This window comes from Pseudomonas sp. UC 17F4 (assembly GCF_900101695.1).
In the GTDB taxonomy this organism is placed as follows: Bacteria; Pseudomonadota; Gammaproteobacteria; order Pseudomonadales; family Pseudomonadaceae; genus Aquipseudomonas.
The window spans coordinates 3,585,276-3,602,102 of record NZ_FNKV01000001.1; the positions used below are offsets into that span (position 1 = coordinate 3,585,276).

The window sequence follows — 16,827 nt, forward strand, 5'->3', positions numbered from 1 at the left end:
TTCGGGGGTGGCCAGGGCGTCGGTGCCGGCGAAAGGCATACAGTACCTGTTTGCACCGCACCGCCGCTCCCACAGGGCTGTTATTCAAGCAGCAGCGCTTTATTCCACTGTAGCTTTTTTCACTTTGTTCGAAGCCGACCACACGCGGTAGCGCACTTCAACACCTTCCGGCACATACACCACCACCGGCAGCTTGCTGTTGTAGCGCAGCAGGAAACCGTCGCCAACCACCGGCACGAACGCCTGTTTCTTCTTGCCGTCCGGGCAGGCCATCAGGGTCGAGGCCGGGCCCGAGACTTTTTCCAGGCGGTAGTAGTTGTAGCCCCAGCCTTGCAGGGTTTGTTCTTCGAGGTTGCCGCCCAGGTGCTGGCGGTTGCAGTCGACTTCCAGCTGTTTGCCAGCCAGCACTTCGAGCTTGTAGGCCGACTCGTCAGCCTGTTTTGGCAGGTGGATCACCTGGCGGCTAAAGCCTTTTTCGGCCTCGGGGTAGGGCGCTACATCCTTGAGGCTGGCAGCTTGTACCGAAGTAGCGGCCGCCAGGGTCAGGGTGAACAACGCGGTGAGGGAGCGTGGGCGCATAAGGCCTCCTTGCAGATAAAAAAACACGATGCCGCAGCCAGGGTGCAAGGCTGCCCGTCATTGGGCCAGCCAGCCGCCATCGATGTTCCAGGCAGCGCCACGAACCTGACTGCCAGCCTCGCTACAGAGGAACAATACCAGCTCACCCAGGTGTTCGGGAGTGACAAAGGCCAACGACGGCTGCTTCTCGGCCAGCAAGTCGTGCTGGGCCTGCTGCGGATCGACTCCGCTGGCGGTGCGATCATCGATCTGTTTCTGCACCAGCGGCGTCAGTACCCAGCCGGGGCAAATGGCGTTGCAGGTGATGTTGCTGGTGGCGGTTTCCAGCCCGACCACCTTGGTCAGGCCGACCACCCCGTGCTTGGCGGCGACATAAGCGGCCTTGCCGGTGGAGCCGACCTGGCCGTGCACCGAGGCGATGTTGACGATCCGTCCCCAGTTGCGCGCACGCATGCCCGGCAGCACCAGGCGGGTGCCATGGAACACTGCCGAGAGGTTGACGGCGATGATCGAATCCCAGCGTTCCACCGGGAAGTCTTCGACCGCTGCCACATGCTGGATGCCGGCATTGTTGACGAGGATATCGACGCCGCCGAACTCGCGTTCCGCGTAGGCGAACAGGTCTTCGATCTGCGCCACATCGCTAAGGTCGGCCGGGTGATGGCCGACCCGGGTGCCGTGGCGGGCGACCTCGGCAATCGCCGCGCGGGCATCGCCAAAGCCATTGAGGATCAGATTGGCCCCGGCCTTGGCCAGTACCTGGGCAATGCCCAGGCCGATGCCGCTGGTGGAGCCGGTGACGACTGCTGTCTTGCCATTGAGACTCATGAGGTGCTCCTTAGACGATACCGGTGGCATAGAACGTAGCAATCACCACGAACACTGCCAGGGTCTTGATCAGGGTAATGCCGAAAATATCCTTGTAGGCCTCGCGGTGGGTCAGGCCGGTGACCGCCAGCAGGGTAATTACCGCGCCGTTGTGCGGCAGGGTGTCCATGCCGCCGCTGGCCATGGCCGCGACCCGGTGAAGCACTTCAAGGGGGATGTTGGCCGCATTGGCGGCGGCGATGAAGCTGTCGGACATCGCTGCCAGGGCGATGCTCATACCACCGGACGCGGAGCCGGTGATACCGGCCAGCAAGGTCACGGTAATCGCTTCATTGACCAGCGGATTGGGGATCGCCTTGAGCGCGTCGGCCAGCACCAGAAAGCCCGGCAGCGAGGCAATCACCGCACCAAAGCCATATTCGGACGCGGTGTTCATCGCCGCCAGCAAGGCGCCGCTGACCGCGCTTTTGCTGCCCTCGGCCAGGCGGCTCTTGATCGCGCCAAAGCCTGCCATCAGCACCAGCAGGATGCCCAGCAGCAAGGCCGCTTCCACCGCCCAGATCGCCGTGAGTTTGGCGATGTCGGTTTGCACCGGCGCGCTCATGCCCGCCAGGCTCAAGGTGTGGGTCTTGCCGTACCAGGCCGGAATCCAGTGGGTGAACAGCAGGTTCATCACCCCTACCAGCAGCAGTGGCGACAGTGCCAGCAGCGGGTTGGGCAGCTTGAGGTCGGCGGCGGTTTCCGGCTCGTTGCGCAGCTCGCTGCCGTAGCCTTCACCGGCGCGCTGGGCCTTGTTGCGCTGGCGCTGCAGGTAGAGCATGCCGGTGCAGAACACGAACAGCGTACCGATCAGGCCCAGCCAGGGCGCGGCCCAGGCGGTGGTGTTGAAGAAGGTACTGGGGATGATGTTCTGGATCTGCGGGGTGCCGGGCAGCGCATCCATGGTGAACGAAAACGCGCCCAGGGCAATGGTTGCCGGGATCAGGCGCTTGGGGATGTTGCTCTGGCGGAACATCTCGGCGGCAAACGGGTACACCGCAAACACCACCACAAACAGCGACACGCCGCCGTAGGTGAGCAGGGCGCAGACCAGCACGATCACCAGCATGGCCTGGCGGGTGCCAAGCAGGCGGATGGCGGCGGCGACGATCGAGCGCGAAAAACCCGACAGCTCGATCAGCTTGCCGAACACCGCACCGAGCAAGAACACCGGAAAGTACAGCTTGATAAAACCGACCATTTTTTCCATGAACACCCCGGTAAAGGCCGGGGCGACTGCCGAAGGGTCGGTCAACAGCACCGCGCCGAGGGCGGCGATGGGGGCGAAGAGGATAACGCTATAACCACGGTAGGCAGCCAGCATCAGCAGCGCCAGGGCTGCCAGGGCGATGATCACACTCATCGAGTGTCTCCTTGGGTGCATCTTGTTTTTGTTGGTCAGGAGGCGATAGCGGGAATCGTGCCAACTCTTTAAGCTGTTGATTTATATAGATATAGTTTGTTTTTTTGAGATGAAAGTCTCTGAATTGAGATTGAACGGTTCGCGGGGCAAGCCCGCTCCTGCCGTCGGACATCTTCCCGGTGGGAGCGGGCTTGCCCCGCGATAACAATCTCAAAAAAGAAACACATATCTCTTTATTGAGACTTAATCCCCAGCGCCACCAGTTTCTTGTACAGCGTCGAGCGCCCCAACCCCAGCTGCCGCGCCGCTTCCGGTACATTCCCGGCACAGCGCGCCAGGGTGTTTTCGAGTAACTGCCGCTCAAAATCGGCACACGCCTGTTTATAGCTCAACGTGGCGGCTTCAACCGGCAGCGGCGCCAGGTCGCCCAGCGCCGCCTGAACATCGCCCAGCCCCAGGCGCGCTTGATCGGCCAGCAAGGTCGCCCGTTCCAGCACATTGCGCAGCTCGCGGATATTGCCCGGCCAGGCATGCCGGGCCAGCAGCGCCTGGGCGTCATCGTCCAGCTCGTGCTGGCTGCCCAGCTCTTCAAGAATCGCCTCGCTCAACGCTGGCAAATCCTCCAGGCGTTCACGCAGCGGCGGCACCTGGATCGGCAGCACGTTCAAGCGGTAGTACAGGTCGGCGCGAAACTCGCCACGGGCCATGGCCGCCTGCAGGTCGGTGGAGGTGGCGGCAATGATCCGCACATCGCTGTGGATCATCTGGTTGGAGCCGACCGGCTCGTATTCCTTCTCTTGCAAGACGCGCAGCAGCTTGCTTTGCAGCGGCAAGGGCATGTCACCGATTTCATCGAGAAACAGCGTGCCACCCTCGGCAATCTGCAGTTTGCCCGGGCGGCCCTTGCGCTCGGCGCCGGTAAAGGCGCCCGGGGCGGTGCCGAAGAACTCTGCTTCGAGCAGCGTCTCCGGGATTGCGGCGCTGTTGATGCTGACAAAGGCCTTGTGCGCCCGCGGAGAAGCGGCATGAATGGCATGGGCCAGTAGCTCTTTGCCAGTGCCGGTTTCGCCCAGCAGCAACACCGGTGAGTCACTGCTGGCGCCACGCCGGGCGCGGCGCTTGACTTCAAGGCTGGCGGCGCTGGTGCCGATGAACTGAGCGAAGCTGTACTTGGCCTGGCGGGCGCGCAGCAACGAACGGGTCGAGGCCAGTTCCTGCTGCATGCTGGCGTAGCGCTTGAGCAGCGGCGAGAGGCTGCGCAGCTCGTCGAACAGGGCAAAACCGATAGCGCCGATCAGCGTGCCGGCGGCGTCGTGCACCGGCAGGCGCATGACCACCAGCGGCTCCTTGGGGGTGTCGAGCATGTCCAGCAGGATCGGCCGGCCATTGCTCAGCACCTCGCGCATCAGGCTGCCGGGAATAATGCTCTCGCACGGCTGGCCGATGGCGCTGCTGGCGTCTTCAAGACCGAAGCGCCGGGCATAGCGCTGGTTCATCCAGACAATGCGCGCATCGCGGTCGACGATGATCGTGCCTTCGCTGGACTGCTCGATGATCTCGAACAGCGAACGAATCGCCAGCAGGCGCACCTGCTGATAGTCCTTGAGGCTGTCACTGTCCTGCATGGGCCGCTCCGCCGGGGTAAAGGCTGCGATTATGCCCGTGGATCGAAGGCTTCGCGCAAGGCATCGCCAATGAACACCAACAGCGACAATATCAATGCCAGGGCAAAGAACGCGGTAAAGCCCAGCCACGGTGCCTGCAAATGCTGCTTGCCCTGGGTCACCAACTCGCCCAGCGAAGCGCTGCCGGCGGGCATGCCGAAGCCGAGAAAATCCAGGGCGGTGAGGGTGGTGATGGCGCCGGTGAGAATAAACGGCAGGTAGGTCAGGGTGGCGTTCATGGCGTTGGGCAAAATGTGCCGCAGGATCACCCAGCGGTCAGGCAGGCCCAGGGCACGGGCGGCCAGCACGTACTCGAGGTTGCGCCCACGCAGGAACTCGGCGCGCACCACGTCCACCAGCGCCAGCCAGGAAAACAGCGCCATGATCCCCAGCAACCACCAGAAGTTCGGCTCGACAAAGCCGCTGAGGATGATCAGCAGGTACAACACTGGCAGCCCCGACCAGACCTCCAGCAAGCGCTGGCCGATCAGGTCGACCCAACCACCGTGGTAGCCCTGCAAGGCGCCGGCGGCGATGCCGATCAGGGTGCTGATCAGCGTCAGCGCCAGGGCAAACAGAATCGACACCCGAGTGCCATACAGCACCCGCGCCAATACATCACGGGCCTGGTCGTCGGTGCCCAGCCAGTTGACCGCCGACGGCGGGCTGGGGGCGGGCACCAGCAAATCGTAGTTCGGGGTGTCGGCGCTGAACGGCACCGGTGCAAACAGCATCCAGCCGCCCTGGCCCTCGATCAGCTGGCGTACGTACTGGCTGCGGTAGTCCGGCTGGAATGGCAGCTGGCCGCCAAACTGCTGCTCGCTGTAACGTTTGAATGCCGGGTAATACAGCTGGTCTTGATAGCTCAACAGCAATGGCTTGTCGTTGGCCACCAGCTCCGCGCCCAGGCTCACCAGCAGCAACAAGGCAAACAGCCACAGCGAAACCCAGCCGCGGCGATTGCGCCGAAAGCGCTGCAGGCGCCTGCGCGATACCGGCGACAGGCTGAACATCAGTGCGCCCTCGTGGCAAAGTCGATGCGTGGATCGACCAGGGTGTAGCACAGGTCGCCGATCAGGCGCACCAGCAGGCCGAACAGGGTGAAGATGAACAGCGAGCCGAACACCACCGGATAATCCCGCGCCACCGCCGCCTCGTAGCTCATGCGCCCCAGGCCGTCGAGGGAGAAGATCACCTCGATCAGCAGCGAGCCGGCAAAGAACACGCTGATCAACGCCTGGGGAATGCCGGCCACCACCAGCAGGATGGCGTTGCGAAACACATGCCCGTACAGCACCCGTTGCTCGCTCAGGCCCTTGGCCCGGGCGGTGATCACGTACTGGCGGGTGATCTCGTTGAGAAAGGCATTCTTGGTCAGCAGGGTCAGGGTGGCAAAGCCGCCGATCACCAGCGCGCCCACCGGCAGCACCAGGTGCCAGAAGTAATCAGCGATCTTGCCCAACAGGCTGAGCCGGTCGAAGTCTTCCGAGACCAGCCCGCGCACCGGAAACCAGTTCAGCGAGGTGCCGCCGGCAAACAGCACGATCAGCAGCAGGGCGAACAGGAACGAGGGCAGGGCGTAGCCAATGACGATCAGGCTGCTGCTCCAGGCATCGAACGCGGTGCCGTGGCGCACCGCCTTGCGGATCCCCAACGGGATCGACACCAAGTAGGTGATCAGTGTGGCCCAGAAACCCAGCGACAGGGTCACCGGCATCTTCTCAAGGATCAGGTCGGTGACCTTGGCGCCGCGAAAAAAGCTTGAGCCGAAGTCCAGCCGGGCGTACTGGCTGAGCATCAGCCACAGGCGCTCGGGCGCCGACTTGTCGAAACCGTACTGGCGCTTGATGTCCTCCAGCAGCTTGGGGTCCAGGCCACGGCTGGCCCTGGAGCTTGCGTGCAGGGTTTCGCTGCTGGCCCCCGGCGCACCGCCGCCGATCCCCTGCAGGCGCGCTACCGCTTGTTCCACCGGGCCGCCGGGGGCAGCCTGGACGATGACGAAATTGACCAGCAGGATAATCAGCAAGGTCGGGATGATCAGCAGCAGACGGCGCAGGATGTAGCCGATCATGGCCGGCTCCCCAGGCGCTCGGCCATCTGCGCGTTGGTCAGCGGTGTCGGGCTGACTTGCCACCAGCTGTCCAGGCCTTCGTCGTTGCTCGGCTGCACCTTGGGCAGGCCGAAGCGGTTCCACCACACGGTAGATGAGCCGGGTGGGTAATAGTTGGGAATCCAGTAGTAGTTCCAGCTCAGCACACGGTCCAGGGCATGGGCATGGCGCAGCATGTCGGCCTTGGTTTCGGCCTTGACCAGGCCGTCGAGCAAGCGGTCCACGGCCGGGTCCTGGAGCACCATGTAGTTGTTCGAGCCGGGGTCGCTGGCCGCCGCCGAACCAAAATAGTTGTACAGCTCAAGCCCGGGCGACGGCGACACCGGGTAGCCGGTGACGATCAGGTCGTAGTCGCGGGCCATCAGCCGGTTGACGTATTGCGAGGCGTCGATGCGGCGGATCTCCAGGGTGATGCCGATCTGCGCCAGGTTGCGCTTCCACGGCAGCAGCAAGCGTTCGAAACCGGCCTGGCCGTTGAGGAAGGTAAAGATCAGCGGTTCACCCTGGGCATTGACCAGTTGATCACCGCGCGGCTGCCAGCCTGCCGCTTCGAGCAGTTCGAGGGCTTGTAGCTGCTGGTCACGGATCAGCCCCGAGCCGTCGCTGCGCGGCGCTTCGAACACCTGGCTGAAGACCTCGTCGGGTACCTGCCCGCGCAACGGTTCCAGCAGTTTGAGCTCCTGGGCGTCGGGCAGGTTGCGCGCGGCCAGTTCGGTATTGGCGAAAAAGCTCTGCTGGCGAATGTACAGGTTGCGCATCATCTGCCGGTTGCTCCACTCGAAGTCCCACAGCAGGCCCAGCGCCTGGCGCACCCGGCGGTCCTTGAACACCGGGCGTTGCAGGTTGAAGACAAAGCCCTGGGCGGTTTGCGGGGCGTCCTTGGCCAGGTGCGCGCGCTGCAGGCGGCCATCGTCCAGCGCCGGGCTGGCGTAACCGAGGGTATAGGCGGTGGCAGAGAACTCGCGGTTGTAGTCGAAGCCGCCGCCGCGCAGCACCTGGCGCGCCACTTCGGTGTCGCCAAAGTACTCGATGCGCACCTGGTCGAAGTTGTAACGGCCACGGTTGACCGGCAGGTCGCGCCCCCACCAGCTCTTGTTACGCTCGAAGGTGATACTGCGACCGTTGTCGACCCGCCCGACGCTGTACGGGCCGCTGCCCAGCGGCGCCTCGAAGCCTGCGCCATTGGCGAAATCGCGGTCTTTCCACCAGTGTTCGGGCAGCACCGGCAGGGTCGCCAGGTCCAGAGGCAAGGTGCGGTTCAGGTTGTTCTTGAAGTAAAAGATGATCTGGCGCGGGTTCTCGACCTTTACCTCAGAGACATCGGCGAACTGGGTGCGGTACTTGAGACTGCCGGCGCGCATCAACAGCGCGAAGGTGTAGCGCACATCCTCGGCGCGGATCGGCTGGCCATCGGCAAAGCGCGCACGCGGGTCAAGATAGAAGCGCAGCCACAGCCCCTGCGGATCACGCTCAAGCTTTTGCGCCACCAGCCCGTACACGGTGTAGGGTTCATCCTGGGAGCGCACCGCCAGCGGCGAATACAGCCAGCCATCGACCTCGGCAACGCCGATGCCCTTGTCGATGTAGGGAATGATGTGGTCGAACTGGCCGATTTCGATGGCCGAGCGGCGCAGGCTGCCGCCTTTGGGCGCATCGGGGTTGGCGTAGCGCAAGTGCTGGAAGCTGGACGGATAGCGCGGTGCTTCGCCGTATACCGTCAGGGCGTGAACCGGCGCTGGCGTGGCAGCGCATGACCAGGCAAGGGCCAGGCCGAAGACGAACAACAAGAAGGGGAAGGGAGCAATTCGCAAGCGCCTGACCACCTGAACCACGACTGTGGCTGAAGCTTAGCAGGTCACTTGCGCGAGCAAACCGGCCCTGGAGGCCGGCTTGCAGAGTAGCGATCAGTCCTGACGGCTGGTCACTTCCAGCAGGTGATAACCGAACTGGGTCTTCACCGGGCCTTGCACGGTGTTGACCGGCGCGCTGAACACCACGGTGTCGAACTCCTTGACCATCTGGCCCGGGCCGAACGAGCCCAGGTCGCCGCCCTGGCGGCTCGATGGGCAGGTGGAGTTGGCTTTGGCGACTTCGGCGAAATCGGCGCCGCCTTCGATCTGGGCTTTGAGTTCGTTGCACTTGTCTTCGGTGGCAACCAGGATGTGACGGGCAGTGGCTTTGGCCATGGGAGTGGCTCCTTGGGGTAAAACGTAAAGCCTAACGTAAATGCGGGGTGGCTGATAGTTGGCATCGAGCAAGGGTCGGTGAATTTGCTGCTGCCTGGATTACGAGCACTTCGCGCTGTATAGCTGGACAAATTTCATGGGGCTTGAACCCGCCACCTAGTATTTTTGTCAGTTGTTGGCCTCGATAACGAGGTATTGAATAAGTGTCGACTTTACCCAGGTCGGCCCTTATTCATGGCGGTAAGCATGCGGGGCCACAACGCGTTTCCCCTGCACCGAGGCATGTCTGCCATGAATGAATTGCAAAGCGATACCGTCGACGCAACCACCACCAGCGAACTGCCTGTCTTGTCCCTGTTCGCTGCGGTAGCACCGGTCAGCGGCCATGACGCGGGTGTCAACCTGTATACTCTGAGCATCGATCCGCGTGGCGTGCTGGCGACCGTGCCGCCGTTCGTTAATGTGGTCGCCGGTGATGAGTTGCGGGTGTACATGGATGCCGACAGCACGCCGGTCGTTGCGCCGCTGGTGCTTGAGGGATACGACCTCGGCCGGCCGCTGACCCTGTTCCTGCCGAGCGAGCGGTTTACCCCGGGTGCACATACAGTGCGCTATGCCTTCAGCCGCAACAATGTGGAGTATGGGCCTTCCCGCGATCTCGCGATCCTGGTCAAGCTGGACCGCCCGGGCGGTTCCGAGCCTGGGCACCAGGGCCTGGTGGCGGCGGATGTCGGTGTCAACCCGGTGACCGCCGAACACCTGGAAAACGGCGTTCAGGTGCAGGTCTACTTCTATGAGAACCGCGCGGTCGGCGACGTGATCCGCCTGAGCTGGGGCGGGGTCATGCTGAGTTATACCCTGGTCGAGGCAGACCTCAACCAGCCGGTGGTGTTCACTGTGCCCGGCAGCGTCATCCTCCAGGCCGGTGACAGCCCCAACCTGGTGGTGACCTGGGAAGTGCACGATATTGTCCACAACACCAGCCAGACCTGGGCGCCGCATGTATCGGTGGTGGTCGACACCGGTCATGCGCAGTTGCCGGCCGTTTCGGTCACGGGGCTCGATAACGAGGGCTATATCAACCTCGAGGTGCTGGGCAGCGACGACTTGCAGATTCATGTGCAGGCCAGCGCGCCGGCATTCGCTACCGGTGACACGGTCAGGCTGCGCTTTACCGGTTATATCGACTCGGGCGTGCCGACCGTAACCGAGCTGGACCAGACCATCCGCGGGACCTTGCCGCAGACCCTGACGTTCACCATTCCCAATGACAAAGCCTGGGCCCTGGCCAGTGGTCTGGCGGTGGTGGGCTACACGCTGGTGAATGCTGGCGGCCAGCAGCAGTCGCAGCGCCTGAGCATCGGTTTTGTAGGTCAGCCCAAGGCGCTGACCGTGCCTCGGGTCCATCAGGCGCCGGAGGGTGTGCTGGCCTATGATGTTGCCCGGGCCACGGTAATGATCCCCAAGTACCAGGGGCGCACACAAGGCCGCCAGGTGACCGTGGTATGGCAGGGGACTCAAAGTGATGGCCGGCCGACGTTGTACCAGGTCAGCCGAGCAGTCTCCCATAACGAGGGGGCAGGTGACGATGAGATGGCGTTCAGTGTCGATAAGGCGCACATCAACCTGCTGGAGTCGGGCTCGGTCAGGGTGTTCTACCAGGTGCGCATGCTGAGCACGCGCAGCGTCGGTTTTCGCCAATCGGCGGTGCTGGAGCTGCGCATCAGTGCTGCCGGCTTGCTGCCAGCGCCGGAGCTGGACGACCCGGTCAATGAGCTCGATCCGTATTTTTACCCGTTCGGGGTGCAGGTGAACATCAACTACCCGAGCAAGCGCGCCGGGGACAAGGTCACCTTTACCTGGCAAGCTGAGGATCCGGGGCATAGCTACAGCGAAGCCAAGCTTGTCGACAGCAGTGGCGCCGCACCCAGCTTTCGCGTGCCCCAGGCCATCGCCCAGGCCGGGGTGGGCAGCACGGTGATGATGAGCTACGTGGTCGAGCCGGCGCTGGGCGGGCGGCCGCGACAGTCCCAAGCGCGGGCGCTGGCGTTGCGCTCGGTGGCGCCGGTGCCTGAGCGGCCGCTGCTGATTGGCGCCCAGGACGGCAGTTACGACCCGATGCTCGGTCTGCATGGCGCCCAGGTGCTGATCAGCTACCCGGGCATGCGTGAAAGCGATCGCATCGTCCTGTACTGGAAAGGATCGGCGGGCGCCGGCACTCCCACCCTCCCGGAGCGTGCGGGCAGTGACAGCGGCAGCATCACCATCAGCGTGCCGGCGGCTGCGGTGGCGGCGAACTTCAACGGCCCGGTGCAGTTTTATTATGAAGTGCTGCGCAACGAGCTGGCGGCGATCGAATCGCCCAGGCAGGCGGTGCAAATCGGCGTGCCGAATGATCACGACTTGGCGCACCCGAGGATCGATGAGGCGATCGGCAACGAGCTGGACCTGGACCTGTTCGAAGGCGATGCCCAGGTCAGCGTCAGAGCCTGGCCGTTTATGGCCGTGGGCCAGCGGGTGTGGCTGGAAGTGCGCAGCGCCACCGCCACGCTCGCGCTGTGGGAGGACAGCCCGGTCGAGCAGGTGGCGGAATTGAGCGTGGCGTTGCCGCGCGATTTTCTCGAACCGCTGGAGGATGGCAGCCCGTTGTCGCTGCACCTGAGCGTCAGCTACGGTGGCGCTGCGGCGCTAGAGTGTCCGGTGCGCAGCTACACCGTGCGCCAGGGGCAATTGCACATAGGCATCTCCGATGCCGGCCTGGCCAGCTCGGTCTTGCCGGCGGACTGGACGCTGCCCACCCAGACCTGCGCGGTGACCCTGGCCGGCCGGCCCGGCGCGCAAGGCAGTCTCAGCGTCAATGGCTCGGCGCAGTTCGACAACGACAGCCAGCAACTGGACTTCACTCTCGATGCCCAGGGCGAGTTTATCGCCTGGCTGGGTGATCCGTACGCCGAGACGGTGCTGGTCAGCGCGCAGATCGGCGGCGCACAAGCCCAGCACGTGCCGGTGAAATTCGTTGATGTGTTCCCGTACGCCCAGCAGCAAGATGAGCAGCGTGTGCGCGCCCGTGCGGCGAGCGGCGCGCTGGCCAACGGCCGGTCGGCCAATCGGGTGTGTTTCGATGCCGATGGCTTTGCCAACGCCACCTATGTGCAGGTTGAGCTCAGCGGCAGTGCGCGGATTGTCGGCCACCCTGGCCAGGTGGTCAGCCTGCCGTTGACGGCGCTGAGCGGTGATTGCCAGTTCGACGTGGTCGACAGCGTCGCCGAAGAAGTGACAGTGACGTTTCAACTGCCCCAGGGTGGTAGCTGGACCCGCTTCAGCCAGACCCTGTACTTCACCGGCCTGGCCTCGCGCTATGCGACCCGCGGCGTCGCCGCCGACGGCAGCCCCTGGTTCATGCGTGTCAACCAGATCACCAGCGTCGAAACCAGCCATGTGCGCATCCCGCAATGGAAAGAGTTCATCGATCATCCCGCAGGCCTTGATGGTGGCATTGGTGTGCGGGCCCTGGAAGCTCACGCCGATGGGCTGCTGGTTCTGGTCGAGCCGTACCTGCAAATGGCCGCTGGCGATAAGGTTCATGTGCATTTTGGCGACGAACAGGTGCCGGCCACGCCGATTCCGGTGGTGGTACTGCCTGAAGAGGTGAACGAACTAGTCACCCTGTACGTTCCCGCTGCCCGCATTCCCAAAGGCGTCAGTGAGGTATGGTTCACGGTCGAGCCGCTGAGCGGCAATAAGCGCGCGTCGGCGCGTTTGCGGGTCAAGGTCAAGGTCACCTTGCCCGGCGGGCCCAATCCCATCCCCGGCAGCCCTCATAATGCCGCCCTGATGTCGCCAGATGTGCCCTTCGGCCTGATCGACTGGGAAATGGCCCAGGACGGCATCACGGTGTACGTCAACCGCTGGCGCATCATGGAGGCCGGTGATGTTCTCAGCTTGAGCTGGGGTGGGGCCAAGGTCACCCATGTTGTCCAGCAAGGCGAAGTGGGCAAGACCATACCGGTGTTCGTCGACTTTGCCACCATCGAGGCCGGAGGCGATGATGAACGCCTGCTGGTGCTGTACTGGCTCGAAGACGAGGTGGGCAACGAATCCGATGGCGCCTCGTTGCCCAGTTACGCCTTTGTCGAGGTCAGCCTGGTGTTGCTGCCACGGCCGGCGGTGGCCGGGCTCGACGAGGAAGGCTTCCTCGACCTGGGGGAACTGCACGGGGCCGATGTTGAGGTCTCGGTGATTGCCGACCGGCCCGACTTCAGGGTCGGCGACCAGGTGGTGTTCATCTTCCGTGGATTCACCGAAGAGGTGGTGGCGATCCCGCCGCATGAATCCCTCCCGTACCCGGTAGGCATCATTCCGCCTCCGCGGCCCATTGTCCACGAGGTGCCCAACAGCATCGCCGAGTCGATCGCGGGGGGGCTGGCCTATGTCTCCTATAAGGTCACCCGCGAAGGCCAGGAGTTTGCTTCGCGAACCACTGCCGTGGGGGTGCGGGGCAAGGCGGCCGAGTTGCTGCCGCCGAGGGTTTACGATAGCCAGGAGGATTACCTCCCTGACACCCTGTCGCGTGCCGAGGTGATCGTTCCGCCGTGGGTGGGCATGTACCGCAACCAGCAGGCACGCCTGGTCTGGCAAGGCAAGCAGGCCAACGGTCACGCCTATTCTTATTTTCGCGATTGGTATGTGACTGAATTTGGGGTGGGCAAAGAGGTGGCGCTTATCGTGCCGCCCGAGCATATCGTCGCGTTGTCGGGCGGGTACCTGGAGTTGTCCTACTGGGTGTTCTACGGCAGCAGCGAGCCACGGGAGTCGCCAGTACTGAAACTGTGGGTCGGTGAAACCGCCCCCGATCTGGTCACCCCGAACGTGCCCGAGGCGGAGAACGATACCCTCGACCCGGTCGGCCTTGTGGTGGCTAACGTCGAGGCTCCGGTGTACGACGGCATGCTGGAAGAGCAAAGGGTGACCATGGAGTGGCTGAGCCCGGTGGCCGGGGCGAACATCATCGATTTTTATGATGTGCAGTTTATCGGTGACATCGGCTTTCCCGTGTATGAGCGAGACATGGTACGCAGCCTGGGGCATGAGGTACGCATCCGCTACCACGTCAGCGAGCTGGGCCAACGTCGGCGCTATTCGGACTACCTGCGCCTGGGAATCGGCCCGGTGTTGAGCAATCCGCCGCGGCCGCGGATCGAGGAGGCCAATGGCGATACACTCAATTTGCTGAGTTTTCCCGGCAATGCGCTGGCAACCGTGGCGACGTGGAACGGAATCAATGAGCGCCAGCGCTACTGGTTCCGTTGCCATGGCACCGATGTACAAGGTAATCCCAAGACTATCCGTCTGGGGGAAGGGCAGCAGGTGTCGGCGGGTGAAGTCAATCGGGGGGTACGCGCTACCCTGGACAGGACGGATTTGCAGGCATTTGCCCACCAAAGCCGGATAACTCTGGAAATGGCGGTAGCGCTGCGTCTGGATGCCGAAGAGTCACAGGCAATCAGGTTTCCGGTGCGTGAGTATCAGATCCTGCAGGTGCAGATCAGCCTGACCGATCCGCGGATCCTCGAGGCACGCGACAGCAATGTGCTGGAACTGGCAGCCTTTTCCGGCAACGCCACCCTGCGGATTGACAGGTGGCAGGGGATTGCCCGGGATCAACGGGTATGGGTCGACCTGCGGGGCACGCTCAAAAGCGGTGGGAGCTGGACGCTGCCGCTACTGGTGGCGCATCCGGTGTCTGCGGATGAAGTGAGCGGGGGCATCACACGTTCGATCATGCGCTCGGCCCTTGAAGGCCTGGCTGACCGTTCGCGCCTGAGTATTCATTTAAGGGTGGAGGACATCGTTGCGCCGGTGATTGCTTATGAGATGCGGGTGCTGAGCCCGGTGGCTGTGATGGTTACCGCTGAAGGCTCGCTCAAGATACCGCCACAAACGACGATGGGCAACCAATTATTGGTGACGGGCAATCCGGGGCAAGTTGCGACCTTGCGAGTGGTTGGCAACGGTTACTTTGACCATGGAGGAATACAGAAAGACGTAACACTTGACCAGCGGGGGGAGTGGCGTGAATGGGTGGGCGCCAATGCCTACAGCATAAGCGTGGTTGTTTCTCCTCATGGCGGCAGTCCAGTGACTACTGAGGTGAACTTCAGACACAATTCTAGCTACCTTAGTTTAGGCGGCCGTTACATCTGGGCGATGGCGGCAACGGGAGCACGAGCCGATGGGCGAAGCGTGAACCGAATCGTCTATAGGACGCATAACTTCGATGGCAATCAATGGTGCAAGGTAACCCTTTCCGGGGGCGCGCAGGTAGTGGGGCATCCGGGGGCCGCCGTAACCATCAGAATGCAGTACTACCCCGTCGGTTCGGTGCGAGAGGGATACGTTGTAATCGACGTAGTTCATTCAAGAGCTGAACCAGTTGTATTAACGTTCGAACTCATCGTTAGCTTCCTTGTGCGGGGGTCCTTGATAACTCGAACCATTCGATTCACTTGAATCAAGGCTTGTGTGTTCTTGATAGGCCGCCCGCTAGGGGCGGCTTTTTTACTTGCCAGGATAGGTACGAAACAGCCAGAACCGTGCCGCTCTATTTGAAAGGCGTCACAACCGTCCAGCCGCCTCACGCAGCAAGCGCTCGGTCGAATCCCAGCCCAGGCAACCGTCGGTGATCGACACGCCGTATTTGAGCGGCTGCGTGCCCAGTGTCTGGCAACCGTCGAGCAGGTGGCCCTCGATCATCATGCCGATCAGCGAGGTATCGCCCTGCAGGCGCTGCTCGAGCACCTCGTTGAACACCGCCGGCTGGCGCAGGGGGTCCTTGGCGCTGTTGGCGTGGCTGCAATCGACCATGATCCGTGCCGCGACGCCGGCTTTGGCCAGGCCCTGGCGGGCCAGGGCGATGCTCTGGCGGTCGTAGTTCGGGCCCTTGCTGCCGCCGCGCAGCACCAGGTGGGTGTCGGCGTTGCCCAGGGTCTCGACAATTGCCGGGTAGCCTTGCACGTCCATGCCGAAATGCCGGTGGCCGTGGGCGGCGCTGCGGATCGCGTCGCAGGCAATGCCAACACCGCCGTCGGTGCCGTTCTTGAAGCCTACCGGCAAACCCAGGCCGCTGACCATTTCGCGGTGAATCTGCGACTCGGTGGTGCGCGCGCCAATCGCCGCCCAGCTCAGCAGGTCATCGAAGTAGCCGGCCGCCATCGGTTGCAGCAGCTCGGTGGCCACCGGCAGGCCGCATTCGAGCATGGCCAGCATGAGCCCGCGCGACAGCGCGATGCCGCCGTGCATGTCGTCGCTGCCATCCAGGTGCGGATCGTAGGCCAGGCCCTTCCAGCCGACGGTGGTGCGCGGCTTTTCGACGTAGGCGCGCATCACCAGGAGCATCTTGTCGCTGACCTCCGAGGCCAGGCGGGCCAGGCGTTGGGCGTATTCGCGGGCCGAGCGCGGGTCGTGCAGCGAGCACGGGCCGACGATCAGCAGCAGGCGCTGGTCGTGGCCATCGAGGATGGCGCGCACGGCCTGGCGATGGGCTTCGACCTGGGCGGCGAGGGCGGGGGAAAGCGGCATTTGCTGCTTGAGCAACATCGGGCTCGGCAGGCGTTGGCTGACGGCGCTGTTGGCAGCGCTGGGTTCGGACAGTGGCAGAGCGAGGTTGGACGATTGCATGGTGTGAATTCCCTGGGCGGCTGGCGGGGTCTGGCCCGCGCGCTCGGCCCTATCGAGGTGTTCGACAGTTGGCCGGATTGGCGTCATGTGTATGTGTGCCACCAACAAGTGACCGATCGGAGGCGGCAGGCTGGCCCGAACGGGATTGGCTAAATCGCCAGAAGTTGAAGCTTTGGTAACGGTAAGTGGCGTAGTTCATGTTCTGTTCCTCAATGTAATTCGTTGATTGCCGGGGCCTTGAAACGCAAAACCCCCGGTCGGGGGGCCGACCGGGGGTTGAGTATTCTCGTGTTCGGCGGCCCCTTGAAAGTGGGCGCCGGTGAGGGTATCAGCGGCGCCTGTGGCTAAACCAATACCCAAAATAAAACGCTGCCGGGGAGA

At 63.3% G+C, this 16,827-nt stretch carries 10 protein-coding genes; 1 reads left to right on the top strand and 9 read right to left on the bottom strand.

The features are described from left to right. Window positions 1–99: 99 nt before the first annotated feature. From eco to BLR26_RS16585, 8 genes are all read right to left on the bottom strand, one after another. Window positions 100–579 (bottom strand): serine protease inhibitor ecotin, encoded by a 480-nt coding sequence (gene eco / locus BLR26_RS16550; protein WP_093382690.1) that lies wholly within the window; start codon window positions 577–579, stop codon window positions 100–102. Window positions 580–636: 57 nt separating this feature from the next. Then, the gene (hbdH, locus tag BLR26_RS16555) at window positions 637–1,407 is read right to left on the bottom strand and encodes a 3-hydroxybutyrate dehydrogenase (protein ID WP_093382693.1); all 771 of its coding nucleotides are present in this window, start codon (window positions 1,405–1,407) and stop codon (window positions 637–639) included. Window positions 1,408–1,417: 10 nt separating this feature from the next. Continuing rightward, window positions 1,418–2,809, bottom strand: a complete 1,392-nt coding sequence (locus BLR26_RS16560) for a GntP family permease (protein WP_093382695.1) — start codon at window positions 2,807–2,809, stop codon at window positions 1,418–1,420. A gap of 233 nt (window positions 2,810–3,042) precedes the next feature. Then, window positions 3,043–4,434, bottom strand: coding sequence for a sigma-54 interaction domain-containing protein (locus tag BLR26_RS16565; protein WP_093382698.1), 1,392 nt, complete (start codon window positions 4,432–4,434; stop codon window positions 3,043–3,045). 29 nt (window positions 4,435–4,463) lie between these two features. Next, window positions 4,464–5,486 carry an ABC transporter permease gene (locus BLR26_RS16570; RefSeq protein ID WP_093382701.1) on the bottom strand — a complete coding sequence of 341 codons (1,023 nt, stop codon included), beginning with the start codon at window positions 5,484–5,486 and terminating at the stop codon, window positions 4,464–4,466. Then, window positions 5,486–6,544 carry a microcin C ABC transporter permease YejB gene (locus BLR26_RS16575; protein ID WP_093382704.1) on the bottom strand — a complete coding sequence of 353 codons (1,059 nt, stop codon included), beginning with the start codon at window positions 6,542–6,544 and terminating at the stop codon, window positions 5,486–5,488. Before BLR26_RS16575 ends, BLR26_RS16570 begins: the two co-directional genes overlap by 1 nt. Beyond that, on the bottom strand, window positions 6,541–8,394 hold the full coding sequence (locus tag BLR26_RS16580) for an extracellular solute-binding protein (RefSeq protein WP_093382707.1): 1,854 nt from the start codon (window positions 8,392–8,394) through the stop codon (window positions 6,541–6,543). Before BLR26_RS16580 ends, BLR26_RS16575 begins: the two co-directional genes overlap by 4 nt. A 93-nt stretch (window positions 8,395–8,487) precedes the next feature. Beyond that, a complete protein-coding gene (locus tag BLR26_RS16585; RefSeq protein ID WP_093382710.1) occupies window positions 8,488–8,769 on the bottom strand; it encodes a peptidylprolyl isomerase in 282 nt (93 codons plus the stop codon). A gap of 291 nt (window positions 8,770–9,060) precedes the next feature. Here BLR26_RS16585 and BLR26_RS16590 point away from each other — a divergent pair, with 291 nt between their 5' ends. Continuing rightward, window positions 9,061–15,279, top strand: coding sequence for a hypothetical protein (locus BLR26_RS16590; RefSeq protein ID WP_093382713.1), 6,219 nt, complete (start codon window positions 9,061–9,063; stop codon window positions 15,277–15,279). 105 nt (window positions 15,280–15,384) lie between these two features. Here the strand turns inward: BLR26_RS16590 and BLR26_RS16595 are convergent, their stop codons facing one another. Beyond that, the gene (locus BLR26_RS16595) at window positions 15,385–16,446 is read right to left on the bottom strand and encodes a 3-deoxy-7-phosphoheptulonate synthase (protein ID WP_093382715.1); all 1,062 of its coding nucleotides are present in this window, start codon (window positions 16,444–16,446) and stop codon (window positions 15,385–15,387) included. Window positions 16,447–16,827 lie beyond the last annotated feature (381 nt).

Excerpts from the sequence above, each read along its gene's own strand:
- BLR26_RS16595 (WP_093382715.1), bottom strand. The coding sequence starts at position 16,446 with ATGCAATCGTCCAACCTCGCTCTGCCACTGTCCGAACCCAGCGCTGCC.
- BLR26_RS16575 (WP_093382704.1), bottom strand. The coding sequence starts at position 6,544 with ATGATCGGCTACATCCTGCGCCGTCTGCTGCTGATCATCCCGACCTTG.
- BLR26_RS16565 (WP_093382698.1), bottom strand. The coding sequence starts at position 4,434 with ATGCAGGACAGTGACAGCCTCAAGGACTATCAGCAGGTGCGCCTGCTG.
- BLR26_RS16570 (WP_093382701.1), bottom strand. The coding sequence starts at position 5,486 with ATGTTCAGCCTGTCGCCGGTATCGCGCAGGCGCCTGCAGCGCTTTCGG.
- BLR26_RS16585 (WP_093382710.1), bottom strand. The coding sequence starts at position 8,769 with ATGGCCAAAGCCACTGCCCGTCACATCCTGGTTGCCACCGAAGACAAG.
- BLR26_RS16590 (WP_093382713.1), top strand. The coding sequence starts at position 9,061 with ATGAATGAATTGCAAAGCGATACCGTCGACGCAACCACCACCAGCGAA.
- BLR26_RS16560 (WP_093382695.1), bottom strand. The coding sequence starts at position 2,809 with ATGAGTGTGATCATCGCCCTGGCAGCCCTGGCGCTGCTGATGCTGGCT.
- eco (WP_093382690.1), bottom strand. The coding sequence starts at position 579 with ATGCGCCCACGCTCCCTCACCGCGTTGTTCACCCTGACCCTGGCGGCC.
- hbdH (WP_093382693.1), bottom strand. The coding sequence starts at position 1,407 with ATGAGTCTCAATGGCAAGACAGCAGTCGTCACCGGCTCCACCAGCGGC.